20 protein-coding genes are annotated in these 20,162 nt (G+C 40.2%); 8 read left to right on the top strand and 12 right to left on the bottom strand.

What is annotated here, in order from left to right; genetic code table 11:
- Window positions 1–35: 35 nt before the first annotated feature.
- The 8 genes from glmS to AC1M9H_RS03490 form a co-directional block, all read right to left on the bottom strand.
- Window positions 36–1,874, bottom strand: coding sequence for a glutamine--fructose-6-phosphate transaminase (isomerizing) (glmS, locus tag AC1M9H_RS03525; protein WP_481595698.1), 1,839 nt, complete (start codon window positions 1,872–1,874; stop codon window positions 36–38).
- Window positions 1,875–1,886: 12 nt separating this feature from the next.
- Window positions 1,887–3,251 (bottom strand): bifunctional UDP-N-acetylglucosamine diphosphorylase/glucosamine-1-phosphate N-acetyltransferase GlmU, encoded by a 1,365-nt coding sequence (gene glmU / locus AC1M9H_RS03520; RefSeq protein ID WP_481612768.1) that lies wholly within the window; start codon window positions 3,249–3,251, stop codon window positions 1,887–1,889.
- Between the two features lie 26 nt (window positions 3,252–3,277).
- Window positions 3,278–3,754 (bottom strand): phosphatidylglycerophosphatase A family protein, encoded by a 477-nt coding sequence (locus AC1M9H_RS03515; RefSeq protein ID WP_081403227.1) that lies wholly within the window; start codon window positions 3,752–3,754, stop codon window positions 3,278–3,280.
- Between the two features lie 10 nt (window positions 3,755–3,764).
- Entirely contained in the window at window positions 3,765–4,694 is a 930-nt protein-coding gene (gene thiL / locus AC1M9H_RS03510) for a thiamine-phosphate kinase (protein WP_481612767.1), read from the bottom strand.
- A 9-nt stretch (window positions 4,695–4,703) separates the two neighbouring features.
- Entirely contained in the window at window positions 4,704–5,153 is a 450-nt protein-coding gene (gene nusB / locus AC1M9H_RS03505; protein ID WP_035264834.1) for a transcription antitermination factor NusB, read from the bottom strand.
- Between the two features lie 3 nt (window positions 5,154–5,156).
- Entirely contained in the window at window positions 5,157–5,627 is a 471-nt protein-coding gene (ribH, locus tag AC1M9H_RS03500; RefSeq protein WP_035264832.1) for a 6,7-dimethyl-8-ribityllumazine synthase, read from the bottom strand.
- Between the two features lie 24 nt (window positions 5,628–5,651).
- Complete coding sequence (gene ribBA / locus AC1M9H_RS03495) at window positions 5,652–6,773, bottom strand: bifunctional 3,4-dihydroxy-2-butanone-4-phosphate synthase/GTP cyclohydrolase II (protein WP_035264829.1); 1,122 nt, start codon at window positions 6,771–6,773, stop codon at window positions 5,652–5,654.
- 284 nt (window positions 6,774–7,057) lie between these two features.
- A complete protein-coding gene (locus AC1M9H_RS03490) occupies window positions 7,058–8,329 on the bottom strand; it encodes a hypothetical protein (RefSeq protein ID WP_092766563.1) in 1,272 nt (423 codons plus the stop codon).
- A gap of 77 nt (window positions 8,330–8,406) precedes the next feature.
- Here AC1M9H_RS03490 and serB point away from each other — a divergent pair, with 77 nt between their 5' ends.
- The 3 genes from serB to AC1M9H_RS03475 all read left to right on the top strand — a co-directional run bounded on the left by serB (window position 8,407) and on the right by AC1M9H_RS03475 (window position 11,026).
- A complete protein-coding gene (gene serB, locus AC1M9H_RS03485) occupies window positions 8,407–9,627 on the top strand; it encodes a phosphoserine phosphatase SerB (protein WP_035264823.1) in 1,221 nt (406 codons plus the stop codon).
- Window positions 9,628–10,040: 413 nt separating this feature from the next.
- Window positions 10,041–10,355, top strand: a complete 315-nt coding sequence (aciT, locus tag AC1M9H_RS03480) for a ciprofloxacin tolerance protein AciT (protein ID WP_035264816.1) — start codon at window positions 10,041–10,043, stop codon at window positions 10,353–10,355.
- Between the two features lie 191 nt (window positions 10,356–10,546).
- A complete protein-coding gene (locus tag AC1M9H_RS03475; protein WP_035264813.1) occupies window positions 10,547–11,026 on the top strand; it encodes an SCP-2 sterol transfer family protein in 480 nt (159 codons plus the stop codon).
- A 92-nt stretch (window positions 11,027–11,118) separates the two neighbouring features.
- On the opposite strand, the gene dtd is transcribed toward AC1M9H_RS03475, so the two are convergent.
- Entirely contained in the window at window positions 11,119–11,559 is a 441-nt protein-coding gene (gene dtd, locus AC1M9H_RS03470; protein ID WP_035264810.1) for a D-aminoacyl-tRNA deacylase, read from the bottom strand.
- 233 nt (window positions 11,560–11,792) lie between these two features.
- On the opposite strand from dtd, the gene AC1M9H_RS03465 reads away from it, so the two are divergent.
- From AC1M9H_RS03465 to asd, 5 genes are all read left to right on the top strand, one after another.
- Complete coding sequence (locus tag AC1M9H_RS03465) at window positions 11,793–13,307, top strand: catalase (protein ID WP_481612766.1); 1,515 nt, start codon at window positions 11,793–11,795, stop codon at window positions 13,305–13,307.
- Between the two features lie 139 nt (window positions 13,308–13,446).
- Window positions 13,447–13,950: an ankyrin repeat domain-containing protein gene (locus AC1M9H_RS03460; protein ID WP_180028377.1), complete on the top strand. Its 504-nt coding sequence runs from the start codon at window positions 13,447–13,449 to the stop codon at window positions 13,948–13,950.
- 113 nt (window positions 13,951–14,063) lie between these two features.
- Window positions 14,064–15,272, top strand: coding sequence for a nicotinate phosphoribosyltransferase (pncB, locus tag AC1M9H_RS03455; RefSeq protein WP_481612765.1), 1,209 nt, complete (start codon window positions 14,064–14,066; stop codon window positions 15,270–15,272).
- Window positions 15,273–15,377: 105 nt separating this feature from the next.
- A complete protein-coding gene (locus AC1M9H_RS03450; protein ID WP_092766557.1) occupies window positions 15,378–16,226 on the top strand; it encodes a sulfurtransferase in 849 nt (282 codons plus the stop codon).
- Window positions 16,223–17,071, top strand: a complete 849-nt coding sequence (gene asd / locus AC1M9H_RS03445; protein WP_035264801.1) for an archaetidylserine decarboxylase — start codon at window positions 16,223–16,225, stop codon at window positions 17,069–17,071. The genes AC1M9H_RS03450 and asd overlap by 4 nt, the downstream gene beginning before the upstream one ends.
- A 41-nt stretch (window positions 17,072–17,112) precedes the next feature.
- Here asd and phoR read toward each other — a convergent pair whose 3' ends face one another.
- The 3 genes from phoR to AC1M9H_RS03430 all read right to left on the bottom strand — a co-directional run bounded on the left by phoR (window position 17,113) and on the right by AC1M9H_RS03430 (window position 20,110).
- Window positions 17,113–18,474: a phosphate regulon sensor histidine kinase PhoR gene (gene phoR / locus AC1M9H_RS03440; protein WP_035264800.1), complete on the bottom strand. Its 1,362-nt coding sequence runs from the start codon at window positions 18,472–18,474 to the stop codon at window positions 17,113–17,115.
- Window positions 18,475–18,484: 10 nt separating this feature from the next.
- The gene (gene phoB, locus AC1M9H_RS03435; protein ID WP_035264799.1) at window positions 18,485–19,195 is read right to left on the bottom strand and encodes a phosphate regulon transcriptional regulator PhoB; all 711 of its coding nucleotides are present in this window, start codon (window positions 19,193–19,195) and stop codon (window positions 18,485–18,487) included.
- A 228-nt stretch (window positions 19,196–19,423) separates the two neighbouring features.
- Window positions 19,424–20,110 (bottom strand): TetR/AcrR family transcriptional regulator, encoded by a 687-nt coding sequence (locus AC1M9H_RS03430; RefSeq protein ID WP_035264798.1) that lies wholly within the window; start codon window positions 20,108–20,110, stop codon window positions 19,424–19,426.
- Between the last annotated feature and the right edge of the window lie 52 nt (window positions 20,111–20,162).

Here is a 20,162-nt window from a genome sequence, read left to right as displayed (position 1 = left end):
CTCTCATACACTTTTTAAGTGTAGATCAAATTGAATTATTCAACCGTAACTGACTTTGCTAAGTTACGCGGCTGATCTACATCGGTACCACGTAGTACAGCGACATGATAAGACAAAAGCTGCACAGGAATACTGTATACGATTGGTGATAATAGTGCTGAAACGCTCGGAACTTGAACGACGTGTTGGCGCTCTTTCTCCTTAATGCCACTATTTTCATCTGCAAATACAAACAGCTCACCACCACGTGCTTGAACCTCTTCCATATTTGATTTGAGCTTATCAAGCATGTCATCCTGAGGAGCAAGAATGACAACAGGCATATCATTATCAACTAAGGCCAATGGGCCGTGTTTCAACTCACCAGCTGCATAACCTTCAGCATGAATATATGAAATTTCTTTCAGTTTAAGCGCTCCTTCAAGCGCGATTGGGAATTGTGTTCCACGACCTAAAAATAGGCAATGTTGTTTTTCAACAAACAATTCAGATAGGCGTAAAATTTCTTTATCACATTGTAATGTGTCAAGAATCACTTTAGGTGTATGCCACAATCCAGTAATGATTTCTGTTACTTGGTCATTAGAAATCGTTTGTTTAACTTGACCGAACTTAAGCACGAGAAGCATCAAGGCAGCAAGTTGTGTGGTGAATGCTTTGGTCGACGCAACCCCAATTTCTGGACCTGCTAATGTCAATAAGCTGTAATCTGTTTCACGCACCATGGAAGATGTTGCAACGTTACAGATCGTCATCGTGGTGATATTAATATTTTTCGCTTTGGCACGTTTTTGTGTATCACGAAGAGCTGCCAATGTGTCGGCAGTTTCACCTGATTGAGAAATACACACATAGAGTGTATTGTTCACGATGACTGGAGTGCGATAGCGGAACTCACTTGCAATTTCAACTTGGCAAGGTACATCAATCAGTTGTTCAAACCAATATTTTGCGATCATGCCTGCATGGTAACTGGTACCGCAAGCGATAATTTGAACTTGCTGAATCTGAGAAAAATCTTCTACAGCATTTGCAAGAAAATCATCACGTAAGTGATCGGCATTTAAGGCTTGAGAGATAGTTTGCTTGATCGCTTCAGGTTGCTCATAAATTTCTTTCAGCATGTAATGCTTATATTCACCTTTTGAAGCATTACTCACTGTCGCATCAAGTTCTTTGACAGGGCGTTCAACGCGCTCACCTTGTACATAGACTTCAATAGTATCACGTGTTAAACGCGCAATATCACCTTCTTCAAGGTATATAAAACGATTGGTAATCGGTAATAGGGCCAATTGATCAGAACTGATAAAGTTCTCACCAATTCCCACACCGATCACGAGCGGTGAACCTTCACGAACAGTGATCAATTCATTTGGGTAATCTGTATGTACGATACCGAGTGCAAATGCACCTTTGAGTTGAGGCACAACTTGTTCAACGGCTTTAAGCAGGTTAGGAGCAGACTTCAGTGCATCGTGAACTAAGTGTGCAACAACTTCAGTATCTGTTTGGGATGTAAACACATATCCTAATGCTTCAAGATCATCTTTAAGCTCTTGGTAATTTTCAATAATACCGTTATGTACCACAGCGACTTGACCAGATATATGCGGATGTGCATTATTTTCTGTAGGTTTGCCATGAGTAGCCCAACGTGTATGTGCGATACCAAGCGCGCCAGTGATTGCTGCTTCTGAAACCGCTTCTTCAAGGTTGATAACTTTACCGACACGACGTTCACGTAAAACTTGACCTGCATTGATTAAAGCTAATCCCGCTGAGTCATAACCACGGTATTCAAGACGCTTTAAGCCTTCAATTAGAATATTCGTTATGCTTCGTTCTGCTACACCGCCGACGATACCACACATATTGTAATCCCCTTAATTCTTAATCTTTTGTGGACGTGGATAATTGTCTTTCACAAATTGTTTAGAGCGTTCTACCGCTAAACTATGATCATCCACATCACGAGTAATCGTCGATCCAGCACCAACTGTTGCACCATTACCAATTTTAACCGGCGCGACTAAAGAGCTGTTTGAACCTATAAAGGCTTGGTCACCAATGATCGTTTTAAACTTGTTGACACCATCATAATTACATGTGATCGTACCCGCGCCGATATTTGAACCCTCACCCACTTCAGCATCACCTAAGTACGTAAAATGATTGGCTTTAGAGCCTAAACCAATGGTGGTGTTTTTCACTTCAACAAAGTTGCCAATGTGTACTTCATTTGCCAATTTAGCACCAGGGCGCAAACGTGCGAATGGTCCAATTTGAGTCTGCTCACCCACAATGGCTGAATCAAATACGCTATACGGTTGAACTTTCGTGCCTGCAGCAATTTTGGAGTTTTTAATTACACATCCTGCACCGATTTCGACATTGTCACCAAGTTCACATTCGCCCTCGATAATGACATTGATATCGATACGTACATCTTGACCAACCTTGAGTGAACCTCGGAGATCGAAACGACTCGGGTCGATCAAATGTACACCTTGCTGCATCAGTAATTTCGCTTGGTAGGTTTGGTATTCTCTTTCCAATGCTGCCAATTGCACACGATCATTTACACCTTCAACTTCGAAAGCTAAAGCAGGTTCAACTGAAGCAATTTCGAGTCCATCGTCAATAGCCATTGCTACGATATCTGTTAAATAATATTCGCCTTGCGCATTATTATTATTCAGACGTGGCAACCACTCGTGCAATTTGGCATTGCTTACTGCATAAATGCCAGTATTAATTTCTTGAATTAAACGTTGCGCTTCTGAAGCATCTTTATGTTCAACAATGGCTTGGATTTTACCATTTTCTCTCACGATACGACCGTAACCTGAAGCATCGTCTAGTGTAAGTGTGACTAAGCCAATACCTTTAGATTGTGTTGCTTCAAGTAATTTTTGTAATGTATCGGCGGTAATACAAGGAACATCACCGGATAAAATTAAAGAAATACCATCTTTGGGTAATACAGGTAAGGTCATTTGAACAGCATGACCTGTACCAAGTTGTTCAGCTTGTTCAACCCAGTCAATATTTTCTGTCGAAAATGCTTGTTTAACTAGAGCGCCGCCGTGACCGAAAATAGTAATAATATTTTCAGCTTGTATTTTTTTTGCGGTTTCAATGACATGCCCTAAGAGTGGACGTCCTGCTAAAGGCTGTAATACTTTTGGTAGTTTTGAACGCATTCGCGTCCCTTTACCTGCAGCAAGAATAACAACTGTGGTTGACATACAACATCCTTTCTTTGGAGCTTGGCTTAAGCCATATCAATATAGAGATAAATTATAATACAAAGTGCTGCCCACAAACCTGCGATCAGGTCATCAAGCATAATGCCGAAACCACCGTCGACTTGACGATCAATGACGCGAATCGGCCAAGGTTTCCAAACATCAAAGAGACGGAAAAGTGCAAAACCAATAAAAAGCCATACCCAATTCATCAGACCTAGGTAGATTAAAGGTAGAAACGTGATCGATTGACCCGCAAATTCATCCCACACAATTCGTCCGTCATCATGGACGCGCATTATATCAGCGGCTCTTCCACAAATATATATCCCAATCAATGACATAACGATTATGGCAATCGTGCTATACAAAAAACCTATTGCCATGAAAGCAGGGATAAACAACAAGGCAAAAGCTGAACCAAAAGTACCAGGTGCTTTTGGCGCTAAACCAGAACCGAATCCAACGCCACAAAAAACAATGAAACGTTCAGACCAAGTCATCGTTTTAAAATTAATTGGTTGTTTTGGCAAAGTGCTGATATCCCTGTAATTCTAGTTCTTGTGGTTGTTGATGATGATAAAAATCTAATTGCTGAGTCTCTTTTACGACACCAATCACCGTGATCGGTGTATCGCAATGTCGAGCTTTTAATTCATCCAAGGCAGGTGAAGGAATGGTAAAACACAATTCATAATCATCACCACCTGCTAAAGCCAATTGCCATTTTTGTTGATTGGGCAATGCTTGTAAGGCAGGACTAAGTGGAAGTTGATCTAAGTGTAGGTCGGCACCAACATGAGATGCTTTGAGAATATGTCCTAAATCTTGTGCTAAACCATCGGATACGTCAATCATACTATGCGCCAATCCTTTAAGCGCTTGACCGAGTTCACAACGTGGAGTGGGATAATCGAGACGTTTTTTTAAAGCATGATCGGGATATTTTAATCCGAATGCAGCATCACCGACAGTGCCGGATACACAGATTAAATCACCTGCTTGAGCACCAGAACGTGGCACGGCTTTTCCAATATCCACCCAGCCTAGAGCGGTAACTGATAATGTGAGGTGTGGGCTTTGTGTTGTGTCGCCCCCAATTAAACTTACCCCAAATTGATCGCAACAATCATATAGACCCTGACTAAACCTTTTTAGCCAGTGATGATCAATTTGGGGTAGGCTCAATGCCAATAGAATGCTTTGAGGTTTTGCACCCATGGCTGCTATGTCTGAAAGATTCACAGCTACAGATTTCCATCCAATCGCATGGGGATCTGTATCGATGGGGAAATGTCGACCAGCAACGAGGGTATCGGCACAAATGACCAATTGTTGCTGTGGAGGTGGGGTGAGCAGGGCTGAGTCATCACCGACACCTAAATCGACTGAAGAATAACTCGGTCGATTAAAATAGGTGTCAATAATAGAAAACTCAGCCATTTCAACAACTTATTTTGCTTGTTGCTTTTCTGCTTCACGTAGGCTTTGTGCCAAACGGTCTAATACACCATTGATGTATTTGTGACTATCTGCACCGCCGAAGTGTTTAGCCAATTCAATTGCTTCATCGAGAACGACGCGATATGGAATTTCAAGATGCTCTTTCAATTCATACGCGCCAAGACGCAAAGTAGCTAATTCAACGCCGTCCAGTGCCGAGATCTCACGATCTAGTACTGGAATTAATAACGCATCCAATGCTTCATGATTTGCAATCACTTGTGTGAGCAACTCGTGATAATAGCTGAGATCCACTTTGTGCATGGCATTTTCAGCACGTGTACGTGCTTCAATTTCATGCACAGGGTTGTGGCTCATTTGCCATTCATAAATCCCTTGTACAGCAAAACGACGTGCTTTGCGTTTAGCTGCATAAGTAGCTTGGAGTGTCTGCGACATGCTTTAGATCGCCTTTAGCAAGTTAACCATTTCAATTGCAGTCAAGGCAGCTTCGCCACCTTTATTACCTGCTTTTGTACCTGAACGCTCGATGGCTTGTTCAATGCTGTCTGTAGTCAATACGCCATTGATTACAGGTAAACCAGCTTCTAAACCAACAACACCAAGGCCTTTTGCACATTCACCAGCAACAAAGTCAAAGTGAGGAGTGCTACCGCGAATAACTGCACCAAGTGCAATTACCGCATCAAACTTACCAGAATTTGCGAGTTTTTTCGCCACAACCGGAAGTTCCCAAGCGCCTGGCGCGTGAACGACAGTGATATTATCGTCTTTAACACCATGTCGATGCAATGTATCAATTGCACCTTCTAATAAATGTTCAACAACAAAGCTGTTAAAACGACCAACTAGAATCGCGTAACGATCTTCGCTCGCGAGATGTAATAAACCTTCAATACGGCGAATCGCCATAGCAACCTCGATATTTAATAAGAGTTATGAATGAGAGCTCTGATCAGCTGTGATGTATTCGACCACTTCTAAATTAAAGCCAGACAATGCATTGAAGCGTAAAGGTGAGCTCAGGAGCTTCATTTTCTGTACGCCTAAATCACGTAAAATTTGTGCACCCACACCAATGGTTTGGTATTGCTGCGATAAGGCAGCATTTGACTTGGCTGGTTTTGGCGCAGTTAATGCTTCTAATGCTGGACCTAAATCAGACGGCTGACGTTGTCCAATCCATACCAAGACACCACGATCGCTTTGAGCAATTTCTTTTAAAGCACGATCTAAATTCCAAGCTGCTTCACCATCTTGCTTATTAAGCTTTAATAAGTCTCGCGCCGGATTGAAGCCATGAACGCGAACAGTCGTCACACCCTCTTCAGGTTGACCTTTAACCAATGCCAAATGAATATCAGGATTCCCGACTTCACGATAACGGTAAAGATCAAAAGTACCATACTCTGTATCGAGTTTTTGTTGATCCAAACGCTCTACCGTTTGTTCATTGGTCATACGGTAGTGAATAAGATCAGCAATTGTACCAATTTTTAGACCGTGTTTTTCAGCAAAAATTTCAAGGTCAGCACGACGGGCCATAGTCCCGTCTTCATTGATAATTTCACAAATCACAGAAGCTGGTTCAAGACCTGCAAGACGAGCTAAATCACAACCTGCTTCGGTATGACCTGCACGATGGAGCACACCACCTGGTTGTGCCATGAGTGGAAAAATATGGCCTGGCTGAACGATATCTGCTGGTTTTGCATGTGCCGCAACTGCTGTTTGAATCGTGTGCGCACGTTCTGCTGGAGAAATACCTGTAGAAATGCCATTTGCAGCTTCAATAGAAAGCGTGAAGTTTGTCCCGTGTTGAGCGCCATTCGCATCAACCATTAACGGTAAATTTAATTGTTTGCAGCGTTCACGACTTAAGGTTAAGCAAACCAAGCCACGAGCATGCGTGATCATGAAATTAATGTCTTCAGGTCGTACGTGCGTTGCAGCAATAACGAGGTCGCCTTCATTTTCACGATCTTCATCATCCATCAGGATGACCATTTTTCCTGCACGGATATCTGCTACAAGTTCTTCTACAGTATTGAGCGACATCAACCTTCACCTTTTTGTTATGTCATTCTGACATTTGAATAAATTTGTTGCGCCATAGTCTAACGCTTTTTTAGTCAGTTTGCCTATGCTTATGACTGTACCATTCAACACAGTCCAACATACACCTTCATAGCACATTGAAAAGAGAGATAAAATTACCAAGAGAGCAATTTTGTATACAAACTAGACGCTTAGTCTAACTTTTCACGACTGTGAGCTTTTAAAAAGAAAAACCAGATTTAACTTAGCATCAAATCTGGTTTACTTATTAAAATTTAATCTAATTAAGAGCTGATTGTACGATCCGTCGAGGAGCTTTGGGCTTTGCCTTTCAAAATCTCAGTACGGATATTTTGTGCGAGTTCGGCACAGGCTTCGTTCATACCATTAATCATGAAAGCGTGACGAGTTAACACACTGGTCGGATTCGGCATCGGAACCAATTGATAGCATTCACCAATATGCTTTAACTGATCGTGGGTCAAATATAGCGCCATTTCTTTCGCAATCAGGTGATGTGTGAGTCTTTCCGCCGCTTGTACTGAATCGAGTTGCATTGCCTCCACTGGTGCGGTTACAGCACAACGTGTTTGCAATACGAACCGTTTATCTTCACGGTAACGTTTATAGAGTACTTCTGACAATAATTGAAACACCGAACCAATCATTAAGATGCAAGCAATCGAGTTATTCTTGAGTGAAGAAATACTGATGACAGCGCCTTGTTGATCAAAACTACGATTCACAACGATATCATCAACATTCAAATGATAATGCGCTGTACACAGTTCGATGCTCTTATTTAAGAAAATTTGACATAAATTAAAATAAGGTAAAGAGACAGATTTGTTGACCGTATTAATTAATTGTTTCGGATCATAAAATTGGATATTCAGTGATAAAGCATCCTGATCTAACTGCAGAGTCGGTACTTTTGGCGTAATTGCAGCTTGTTCTTTATTTTGCTCTGGCGTATGAGGTTGTTTAGGCTGACTCTTTTCCAGTTCTAATGCTTCAGTGAGCAGCTTGATCTCATGACGTAAACGGGACTCATTATTTAATCTCGCAAGATATTCGCTACGCGTAGGGCGAGCAATGGCACGATAAGCCAACCATAATAAGCCATGAATAAAGAGTGACGAGAGGATCGCCAGCCATTGTGTTCTTAATATTTCACCGATACTTGGTTTAACCAATGTGATTTCCACACTGCCAATTTTCTTTTCATTTTGTAGTGCATCTCGAACGAAGATTTCACCCTGACGCGTCTTAGACAAGCCTGCAGTTGCGAGAACTTGATCTCCTGTGCCAAGAATACGTATATATGCAACACTTGGATTCGTTGCATAGCGGTTGGCTAATAATGCAAGAGATACAGTATTGGCAGGTTCAAGTTCAGTTAAGCTATCTGCGACCAGTTGAGTCGTCATTAGCAAACCTTGGCTTGCACGGTTTTCATTTAATTGATGTGTCGTTGCAATAACCAATAAAAAGGTATGCAAGGCAAAACTTACAATCAGCAGGCTAGCAAATAGCCCTTGTCTAGGCGCATTCAACGTAAACTTCCAAAGAAAATTAATTCAATTTCGATTATGATTCTTACAATATTCGTAGCTCAGACCCGAGTCAATTCATGCGAGAAATCATTCTTATTTCATTTTTAGGACCTGACCAACCGAATCAGTTTACTCGATTGATGCAGGTGTTGTCCGTACATTCTTTGCAAATTTTAGATGTAGGACAAGCAGTTATCCATAACCAATTGACTCTCGGCATCGTGGTTGCCTCCGAAGACCAGACAGCAACAGCTTTGGCCATGAAAGATATTCTGATTTTAGCACACGATATTGGTCTTACTGTGCGCTTTAAACCGATCGATTCAGAAGATTATGAGCAATGGGTGAAAGAGGGTGGACGTACACGATATATCGTGACGGCATTGGCACCTGAACTTACTGCAGCACATTTGCAAGCAGTGACTAATATTGTTTCAAGTCAAGGGTTTAATATTGAAACAGTCACTCGTTTGTCTGGTCGCCCAACGTTGAATCATTTTGAAAATGAACCAAAACGTGCTTGTGTGCAATTTGGTTTGAGCGGTCAGATGTTAGATGCTGCAACGATGCGAGCGGCATGTTTAAGTTTATCAAATGACCTTAGTGTCGATGTTGCAGTACAAGAAGACACGCCGTACCGTCGTAATCGTCGTTTAGTTTGCTTTGATATGGATTCAACGCTGATCGAACAAGAAGTGATTGATGAGCTTGCAATTGAAGCAGGTGTCGGTGCACAAGTCGCAGAAATTACTGAGCGTGCTATGCAAGGTGAGCTGGACTTTCAGAGCAGTTTCCGTGCGCGTGTGGCGCTACTGAAAGGTATGGATGCTTCTGTATTGCCTAAAATTGCAGAACGTTTAACGATTACTGAAGGTGCAGAACGTCTTATTTCAACCCTGAAATCTTTGGGTTATCGTACGGCTATTTTATCTGGTGGCTTCCAATACTTCGCTGAATATTTACAAGCAAAACTTGGGATTGATGAAGTTCATGCCAATATCTTGGATGTTCAAGATGGGCAGGTCACTGGCGAAGTTAAAGGGCATATTGTGGATGGCGCTCGTAAAGCATTTTTATTAGGCCAAATTGCGGATGAAATGGGCATTTCACTTGAGCAAACGATTGCAGTAGGTGATGGTGCGAATGATTTGCCAATGCTCTCTATAGCGGGCTTGGGCGTTGCATTCCGTGCTAAACCATTGGTGCGTCAAAATGCAAATCAAGCCATCTCAAGTGTTGGTTTGGATGGTGTTCTGTACCTGTTAGGTGTACATGATAAAGATTTAAGTCGAGCTTAAAATCAAAAAAAGCTTATTAAAAAGGCGACCAAATGGTCGCTTTTTTTTATCTAAGTGAATCATTCTTAGACAAATTTTAATCAGCTAAGTTCAGACGAAAAAACAGATGGTCATCATCGAAAAAAAGATGTTTTTGACAAAAAATTACGAGGTATTTTTTTGTAATGACACGCCAAGTTTGACTGATTCTGACTCTATGAAAAATGTCTAATCTTAAAAAATGTAATGACAAAAGAATGTTGCGACAATATGTGTCGCTTACAAAAGCATCAGGTCTTTTTTTCTGAAAAAAACTCACCATAATGCTTTCATAGACGCCAACAAGACCATTGAAGAAAGTGAAGCGTTATTTAATTTGTTGTGAAACACCATTAGGCAGTATTTGAAACATCTAAATTTTGACGGAGATTTTTATGGTCACTTTAACTTTTGCAACGATACTCGGATTTGCTCTGATCGCTGTAGCATTGGCGGCCGTATTCTTTTCACCTTATCGTCATTGGCTAGGGTTTATGTTGGCGGGTATGGTCTTCTGGGGTTTACTTGAAGGTATTCGTTATAGTGTTCAACACGTATTTGACATGTCTTTGGCATATAGTTATTTAACAGCGATTAGCTTAGCCATGGTGGCTTTAACGGCTTTCCTACTTCGCGAAGATAGTCGTGCGCAAAAGGCTTTAGAAAATCGTCGTTATATTGAACACACTCCTGTATATGAGGACGATTAAATCCTACTCATGACAAATGATATGTAGACCAAAACTGCGTGGTAACAATTTTATATTTAAAGGTGTATCAAAATGATATACCTTTTTTTTGCCTATACGTTTTGTTAAACAAAGCTGCATTTCCTTACTTATAAGATATGCTAGGATGAATCAATTATTTTTTGATATTAAAAAAACGGACTTAGATTGTCATGAAACTATCTTCAATACCTGTTGTGAAATTACCTATCGTTGATGCAAGCACAGATCCACTAGACCTTTTGGTGTTAGGTTTGGCGTTGCGTATGAAACAATTGTCACGTACGAGTCCAAAATTTATTGAGTTAATTCATGATCGTGAGTTCCGTATTCAAATTGGTACAGATCTAGGTGTTGCACGTCAGATTTTAGTCAACAATGGCCAGATTGATTCTGTTTCAGGTGATGCAGAGAAAGCAGATTTCGTACTTCAGTTTGCTGATAGCGAGCAAGGTGTTAAAACCCTGATGAAAGGTGATCCAACTGCATTCATGACGGGTATGCAAAATGGCAGTATTAAAATGGAAGGTGATTTCAGCTTATTGGTATGGTTTAACCAAGTCGCTAAATTAATTCCACCGAAAATTCCTAAACCTGTAAAAGAAAAAATACAATTTGCTCGTCAATTTATTAAAGAAAAGACAGGTAAGTAATACAGCACCTAAATACGGACTTTTCTCGTTTTGATTCTAGAGATGAGTATTGAAATGCAAGAAAAAAAGCCCTCATCAGAGGGCTTTTCTAGTCATTCAACTTCAAGATTGAAGGTTACCGGACCATCATTGATGAGATGCACTTTCATATCCGCTGCAAAGATTCCTGTTTGTACATGTTCAAACTGAGATTTTGCGTATTCAACTAACTGTTCATACAGTTCTTTTGCTTCGAGAGGCGGCATTGCAGGGCCGAAGTCAGGACGCAAACCTTTTTGGGTTTGTGCCATCAGGGTAAATTGCGAGACTAATAATAATCCGCCTCCGGCTTGGCTAAGATTCCAACCCATTTTTCCTTGGTCATCATCAAAAAAACGGTATTTTAAAATCTTATCGATGAGCTTCTTACCTTTTTCAAAGTTATCTTCTTTGCCAATACCAATAAAAACTAAAATCCCTTTTTCGATTTGACCAGTAATCTCACCATCCACAACGACTTTCGCTTCAAGGACGCGTTGGAGTAAAGCACGCATAATTCAACCAAGTTTGATGTTTTTTAATTCAAATGAATTGTATCAAATTGGAAAAAAGATAAGGGATAAAGTCGTTATCTATCCTCATAAGCCATTGATAAAAAAATAATTAATCGGAGTATATACTTTTGATCTAATAAAGCGATTGAAATAATAAAAATTAACCTTTTTACCAATTTTGTTAAAGAAGGTAATTTACGCGTGCAGGAAAGGTAAATTTGAGAGAGAAAACGATGTTTAAGCGTTCAATGTTGGTTGCAATGCTTGCAACTGCGACAGCAGCATCAGCTGCACCATTAACAAAAGATAACGGCGCACCAGTGGGTGATAACCAAAACTCAATCACTGCAGGTCCAAATGGTTCTGTATTATTACAAGATGTACAGTTGATTCAAAAACTTCAACGTTTCGGTCGTGAGCGTATCCCTGAGCGTGTTGTACACGCACGTGGTACGGGAGCTTATGGTGAATTCGTTGCAACTAAAGATTTATCAGATCTTACTATTGCTTCACTTTTCAAAGCAGGTACGAAAACTCCAGTATTCTTACGCTTCTCTACAGTAATTCATGGTAAGCATTCTCCAGAAACTTTACGTGACCCACATGGCTTCGCAATTAAGTTTTATACTCAAGATGGTAACTGGGATTTAGTTGGTAACCAAACGCCTGTATTCTTCATTCGTGATGCGATTAAGTTCCCAGACTTCATCCACGCAATGAAACCAAGCCCAATTGACAACGTTCAAGACGCTAATCGCGTATTTGACTTCTTGTCTAGCCAGCCATGGGCAACAAATATGTTGACTTATGTATATGGTAACCAAGGTGTTCCTACGAGCTACCGTGAACAAGACGGTTTCGGTGTACATGCATTCAAATTGTACAACGACAAAGGCGAATATAAATACGTTAAATTTAACTTCCGTTCTAAGCAAGGTGTTAAAGGTCTAAACGTTAAAGAAGCTGCTGAATTACAAGGTAAAGACTTCAACCACTTAACGAATGATCTTTATAAGAACATCAACGCGGGTAACTTCCCGAAATGGGATCTTTATATCCAAGTGTTAGATCCTAAAGATTTAAACAGCTTTGATTTTGATCCATTAGATCCAACTAAAATCTGGCCTACAGATTTAGTTCCAGAAACTAAAGTAGGTACGTTAACGCTTAACCGTATGCCTAAAAACTTCTTCCAAGAAACGGAACAAGTGGCAATGGCTCCGGGTAACTTAGTACCAGGTATCGAGCCATCAGAAGACCGTCTGTTACAAGGTCGTATCTTCTCTTACTCTGATACACAAATGTACCGTTTGGGTGCAAATCACCAGCAAATTCCAGTAAACCGTCCATTGGTAAATGTGAACAACAATAACCAAGATGGTTATATGAATGTTGGTGCAACTTCATCTAACGTGAACTATGAACCAAGCCGTATGGAGCCAAAACCATCGACTCCTAAAGCACGTGCTGTTGAAACTCCACTTTCTGGCACAGTTCAGCAACGTGGTGTGAAAGAGCAAAACTTTAAGCAAGCGGGTGATTTATACCGTTCATACTCTGCTAAAGAGAAATCTGACCTCATTATGAACTTAGCAGCTGATCTTGGTAACGTAAAAGATTCAGAAACTAAACACATCATGTTGTCTTATTTCTATAAAGCAGATGCGGATTACGGCACACGTATGACTAAAGCTGTAAACGGTAACTTAGCGACTGTTAAAGCGAAAGCGGCAGCTTTAAAAGACTAATCAAGATTAGTCCTTGAATTGGTGATTAGGGTCTAAGGTGTCACCTCAAAAAAGTCCTGTAAAACTCAATTCCTTTCCTGCAACCCTAGGGGAGTTTTACAGGCACTCGTTATCGAATTTAAACTCAGGTGAGGGAAGAATGAAAAATATTGTATATAGTTTATTAATCGCTTTACTGAGTTTAAGTTCAGTAATGCTTCACGCTCAAACGACGTCTGTCAGTAGCTCACAACAATCAGATCAGAAAGAAGTGATTGACTTATTTTTTGCAGCAGCGAAAACAGGAAACAAAGAAGTTATTCATGAATTTTTGAAACATGGTTTTCCAGTCAATATTAAAAACCATGCTGGTTTTACACCATTAATGATGGCGACCTACTATGGTCATCAAGATATTGTAACGACTCTATTGGAAAACGGCGCAGACCGCTGTGCTCGTGATAATAAGGGTAATACAGCTTTGATGGGTGCTATCTTTAAGCTTGAATGGTCGATTGCCAAACAATTGCGTCAGGTCGATTGTGATGCTCAAGCGAAACAGACAGGACACAAGACCACTGAAGAATTCGCAAAAGTTATTGGGCAAGATAAAGCATTGAAAGCTTTGACTGAGTCATATAGTCAAGACAATGCAAAAAAATAATCAGTTTAAGTTTTAGTAATTAGTCGAATAATCTTCGACAATTACTAAAACGAGCTATGAATCGCAACAAAATGTGCTTTAATGCAATAAGTTGCTAAAAACTGAAAAATAATATGTCTGCCATTATTCAATCCTTACTTGATACTGACTTGTATAAATTCACGATGTTACAAGTGGTATTACATCAATTTCCTCAAACGGATAGTGTCTATCAATTTCGTTGTCGTAACCTTGAAGATACAGCCTATCCACTCGTGGATATATTAGAGGAACTGAACGAACAGTTAGATTTACTGTGTCAGCTCAAATTTAAAGAAGATGAATTACAATATTTAAGAAGTTTACGCTTTATTAAAAGTGATTTTGTAGACTATTTAGAATTATTCCAACTTAAGCGCCGCTTTATTAAAGCCAGTATCGATGATCAAGGTCGTTTAGATATTCGTATCGAAGGACCTATGGTTCAAGCAATGATGTTTGAAATTTTCGTGCTTGCAATCGTCAATGAACTCTATTTTCGTCGTATTCGCGATGAGCAGGTATTGGCAGAAGGAGAGCGCCGTCTTAAAGCTAAAATTGAATTGTTGAAACACTATGAAAGTAGTCAACAACCGAATGATCCACCATTTCTTGTTTCCGATTTTGGAACACGCCGTCGCTATAGTTTTGACTGGCAGAAACACGTGGTGGAAGAGTTTAATAAGGCTGCACCACATATTTTTCGTGGCACCAGTAATGTTTTATTGGCAAAGCAGTTGGGTATTACACCCATTGGTACGATGGCACATGAATTTTTACAAGCTTTCCAAGCACTTGATGTTCGCTTACGTGATTTCCAAAAAGCTGCACTTGAAACTTGGGTGCAGGAATATCGCGGAGATTTAGGCATTGCACTGACAGATGTTGTTGGTATGGATGCATTCCTAAGAGACTTTGATTTGTATTTTGCCAAACTATTTGATGGTCTACGACATGACAGTGGTGACCCATATGCGTGGGGCGATAAAGCCTACGCACATTATAAAAAGTTAAAAATTGACAGCAAAACTAAAATGCTCACTTTCAGTGATGGTCTAAACTTAGAGAAGGCATGGGATTTGCATCAATATTTTAAAGATCGTTTCCAAGTCAGTTTCGGGATTGGTACTAACCTCACCAATGATATGGGACAAACTGCTTTGAATATTGTTTTAAAGTTAGTCGAGTGCAATGGTCAATCAGTAGCTAAACTCTCTGATAGTCCAGGAAAAACGATGACTGATAATGATACCTTCCTTGCATATTTGCGTCAGGTATTTGATGTTGAGTCTCCTCAATCATAATTTCCCTTTTCTGATTTTTTGCTAATACCATGCAAAAAATCAGAATAATTTTGAAAAAGTCTTGTGCTAAGATTTGAACAAGGCCAATAGAACTATTCAATAAATATGACCACTAACGCTTTTGATTTCGGTCTGCTCATTGAAGCAGAACAACTTGTTCCTCATTTAGGAAGTGAAAAGTTACGTATTGTTGATTTGACCCGAAGTTCGGTCTATGAGCAATTACATATTCCGCATGCTATACATCTGAAGCCAAAATTTTTAGTGCGCCAAGAGGAACAAGCTACGGGTTTATTGCCTGATGATGAAGGGCTTCAGCAGCTAGTCCAGATATTAAACATATCACCTGAGCATCATGTCGTGGTCTATGATGATGAAGGTGGGGCATGGGCTGGTCGACTGATCTGGAATCTACACTGTATGGGTTTTTATAACACCAGTTTATTAAATGGTGGTATTCATGCATGGTTAGGCGCCAACTATCCTACTTCTTCAGAAGTTGAAGAGGTTCAGCCAGTCACATGTCTTTTTCAAGTTAAGACATCCAATGTTGATCAACACCGTATTGATTATTCAACTTTAATAAAAAAAATTGAAAATAAAACTTGCCAAGTATGGGACTGCCGAACGGCTGAGGAGTATACCGGGCAACGTCTCGCGGCACGTCGTGGTGGACATATTCCAACGGCTAGACATTTTGAGTGGAGTACTGCACTTAATCGTCAAAATCATTTAAAATTGCACCCCTTAGAACGCACGCAACAACGTTTAGAACAATTGGGCTTTCAATTTGATCAGCCAGTCGTCGTATATTGTCAGTCTCATCACCGTTCAGGTTTAGCTTACATTATTGGTCGATTACTGGGTTGGGATATCCAAGCTTATGATGGTGCGTGGAGCGAGTGGGGCAACCGCCTCGACAGTCCAATCATTACTGGAGAGTCACCTGAGTGAGTCTGACAAATTTAAAAAAGAAACTATTTATTCAAGCGCAGCAAATCGTCCCGCAACAAAAACTCAGCCGTTTGGTGGGTAAAGTCGCAGCTAGTGAAAACCCAGTATTAAAGAATGTTGTCATTCAAGCATTTAAAGCAAAATATGGCATTGATATGTCAATTGCTGAGCAACAAAATGCCTTGAAATTTAAATCCTTTAATGAGTTTTTCACTCGCTCTTTGAAAACAGGCGTTCGTTCAATTGATCCTAATCCTAAAAGTGTCGTGTCACCTGCAGACGGTGCAATTTCACAATTAGGTAAAATCAATGAGGGCGATATTTTTCAGGCAAAAGGTCAAAGCTTTTCAGTTGAAAAGTTAATTGGTGATCCTCAATTGGCAGCACCATTCAAAAATGGTGAATTTGCAACAGTGTACTTATCACCGCGTGATTATCATCGTGTGCATATGCCTTATTCTGGTACATTGACTGAAACTTTATATATTCCAGGTGAATTATTTTCAGTCAACCAAACTACAGCTGAAAATATTCCGGGTTTGTTTGCACGTAATGAACGAATGGTATGTTTATTCGATACTGATATTGGTCGTATGGCTGTTGTTTTAGTTGGCGCAATGATTGTTGCTGGAATTGAAACTGTTGCGACAGGTAAAGTAAAACCAACAGGTCGCTTAGAGCTGAACCATCATGCGATGAAACTTGAAAAAGGTGATGAGCTCGGACGTTTTTATTTGGGTTCAACGGCTGTAGTTTTGTTTGAGAAAGATAAAATGCAATGGGACCAAGCATTTAAGGCGAACTCAACTGTAGTAATGGGTGAAGCGTTGGGTCATCTTATTTGAGTATATCTTTTGAATAAGAAAAGCGCCTAAGGCGCTTTTTTTTATTCGTGCATTTTATACAAGCGTTCTTTGGGAAACACGGCAATAAATGTAGAGCCTTCGTTTTCTTTCGACTCGATTTCAATATGTGCGCCATGTTGCATAAGTACGTGCTTAACGATGGCAAGGCCTAAACCAGTACCACCTGTTTGACGACTGCGTGCACTATCCACACGATAAAAACGCTCAGTTAAACGCGGTAAGTGTTTTGGATCAATTCCAATACCAGTATCCTGAACAGAAAAATAGCCACGTTCTCCATCATCATGCCAGCCGATGGTGATGGTGCCACCTTTCGGGGTGTACTTTATGGCATTGGTAATTAAGTTGCTAAATGCACTCGCCAATTCCATATCTGAACCAATTAAGTCACAGTGGCTGTCTATATCAAGGTTAAGTGTATGACCATAATCAATATTGTAAGCTTGCGCATCATCAAACAGATGGTTCATTAAACTTGGCATTTCGATAATTTGATTTTTCGCAATTTGTTTTTCATTTTCTAAACGAGACAAAAGCAAAAGATCATTGACCAATGCATTCATGCGTTTAGTTTGCGATTGCATTTGTTCAAAGGCACGTTTCCAACGCGGATTGATATCTTCTTGATCTGTGAATGTTTCGATATACCCACTTAACACTGTGAGTGGTGTTCTTAATTCATGTGAAATATTGTCAACAAAATCTGAACGCATTTGCTCGAGATTTTTCATACGCGTAATGTCGTGCGCAACTAAGAGGCGACTTTCATTGCCAAAGCGAGTCAGTTTGATTTGCGCGTACTTATTATCATGGTTCACCAATTTAATTTTTACACCATCTGGTGCTTGATGGGTATTATGAAAATATTCAATAAAATCTGGCTGGCGAATAATCGTGAGCAGGTTGCGGCCACGATCAACAGCTTGAATGCCAAATAACTTTTCCGCAGCAGGATTCCACCATTCGATTTGATGGGAATCATCCGTAAGAATAATCGCTTCTGATAAAGCCACGAGAGAAGATTGAGTTCGATCGATCAGTCCAACCATTTCAGACTGAACAATACGTTCTTGGCGTTGAGCCCGATATACATTGAACAGTAATGCCCCCCAGATTCCATTTAAATTTGGTGGTACATCGTAAGGACGATTCGAAATCCAATCATTGACTAAATATAATGAGCGTAATTGGATACCAAAAAATATGAGACAGGCAATGCCTAAGCATATCCAAAGATAGCCAATCCCTAACCCGATACAGCCCGCAATAATCAGTAGAAATACCAGTAAACGTAAGTCTTGCTTGGCAAAAGTCCATAAACTGCTATATAGAAACTTTTGATGTTCACGTGCCAATTCTGGGACGGGGTAGGGTTCGTACATAAAATCTAAATTAACCTAAAGCAACATCAGCTCGTGTTGAAAAACGATAGCCAGTACCACGCACAGTTTGAACATAACGGTCTGCACCATAAGGTTCGAGCACCTTACGTAAGCGACGGATATGGACGTCGATGGTTCTGTCTTCAATATACACATTTCCACCCCATACCTGATCAAGTAATTGAGCACGGGTATAGGCACGTTCTGGATGAGTCATAAAGAATGCCAATAGACGATATTCTGTTGGCCCCATATCAAGAATATTTTGATTATAGCTGACACGTTGGCTTACTGGGTCAAGAATTAAGCCATTTGCATCAATGGTTTTTTCACCATTTAACGCATTTGCACGTCTTAACACCGCTTTAATACGGGATACCAACTCACGTGTTGAAAATGGTTTTGTCATATAGTCATCTGCTCCAGCATCAAGACCTTGAACTTTATGGTCTTCTTCGCCACGCGCAGTCAACATAATGACTGGAATTTCTGAAAGTGTTTCATCACGCTTAAGGCGACGACACAAATCTACGCCACTCACGCCACCCGGTAACATCCAGTCGAGTAGGATAAGCGCTGGACGTTGATCAACAATCATTTGATGTGCTTGTTTCGCATCTTCTGCTTCCAAGCATTGAAAGCCTGCCATATCTAAAGAAGTATGGATCATTTCCCGAATTGGGAGCTCGTCGTCGACAATTAAAATGTAGTCATCTTTCACAACGCAATATCCTATGATGAACGGTGAACCGTTTTATATTTATGACAGGCTTATTACAAAGATTAATTATGACAGTATCATTGCAAGATGGAAATCGAAGTTAAATATAGCAATGTTTTGTGACAATTAGGCTGATATTTTGTCTCATTGATATTTATTAATCTGAAATTAAATCAATATCTTAAATTTACTTACGATTTGTCACAATTTCTTCATCTTAATTTGATGCTACTTTTTCATTAGATCATTCAATAGGGCGAGAAAAACGGTTTTACATGCCTGAACGACCTCAGCACGTGGAAGTTTAAAACCACCTACTACCCAGCGAACAGCAACTTGAGTGACATAGCCATTTAGACCAGTTGCAATCAAGGAGATCTCTTTTTCAGTGAGATGGGTATGTGGCATCATTAATGTGACAAAGGCATGAATCATTCGGTCGAAACGGCCCATTGTTTCTTGAATGGTTGCATGATTATGAAGTTCTTGGACGAGCATTGCATCAATATAAATAATCCGAGCGGTACGCGGATCATCTTCTAAAAAACTAAAGAACGCATTTAGACCTGCATCAATCATGTTTAGAGGCTCAGGAGAGGCTTTCATAATAGCTTGCATTAATGTTTGTTGAAGCTTCTCAATCAGTTCTAAAAAGATCGTTTGGAATAAGTTTTCACTTTTCTTAAAAGATTCATAAAAGTAACGTTCAGTTAATTTCGCTTGTGTGCAAATATCTTTAACGGTTACTGAGAAAAAACCATGAGTTCCATATGCTTCAATACCCGCTTCAATAAGTTTCTCACGGCGTGCTTGTTTGCGTTCAGTTAAGGACATCCCTTTAAATTGACGCTCTTTTGCGGGAGGCTTTTCAATCGCTTGCTCGTGTTCTGATGGAGTGAGGTTCTCTGGGTTCATAGCAATTCGAGTCTTTTTATAAAAGTGTTATGCTGCGGTCAGTATAGAGTAC

This window comes from Acinetobacter sp. ANC_7512 (genome assembly GCF_056779935.1).
The sequence above is the reverse complement of the archived record's forward strand: the minus strand, read 5'-3'. Positions and strand labels throughout refer to the sequence as shown.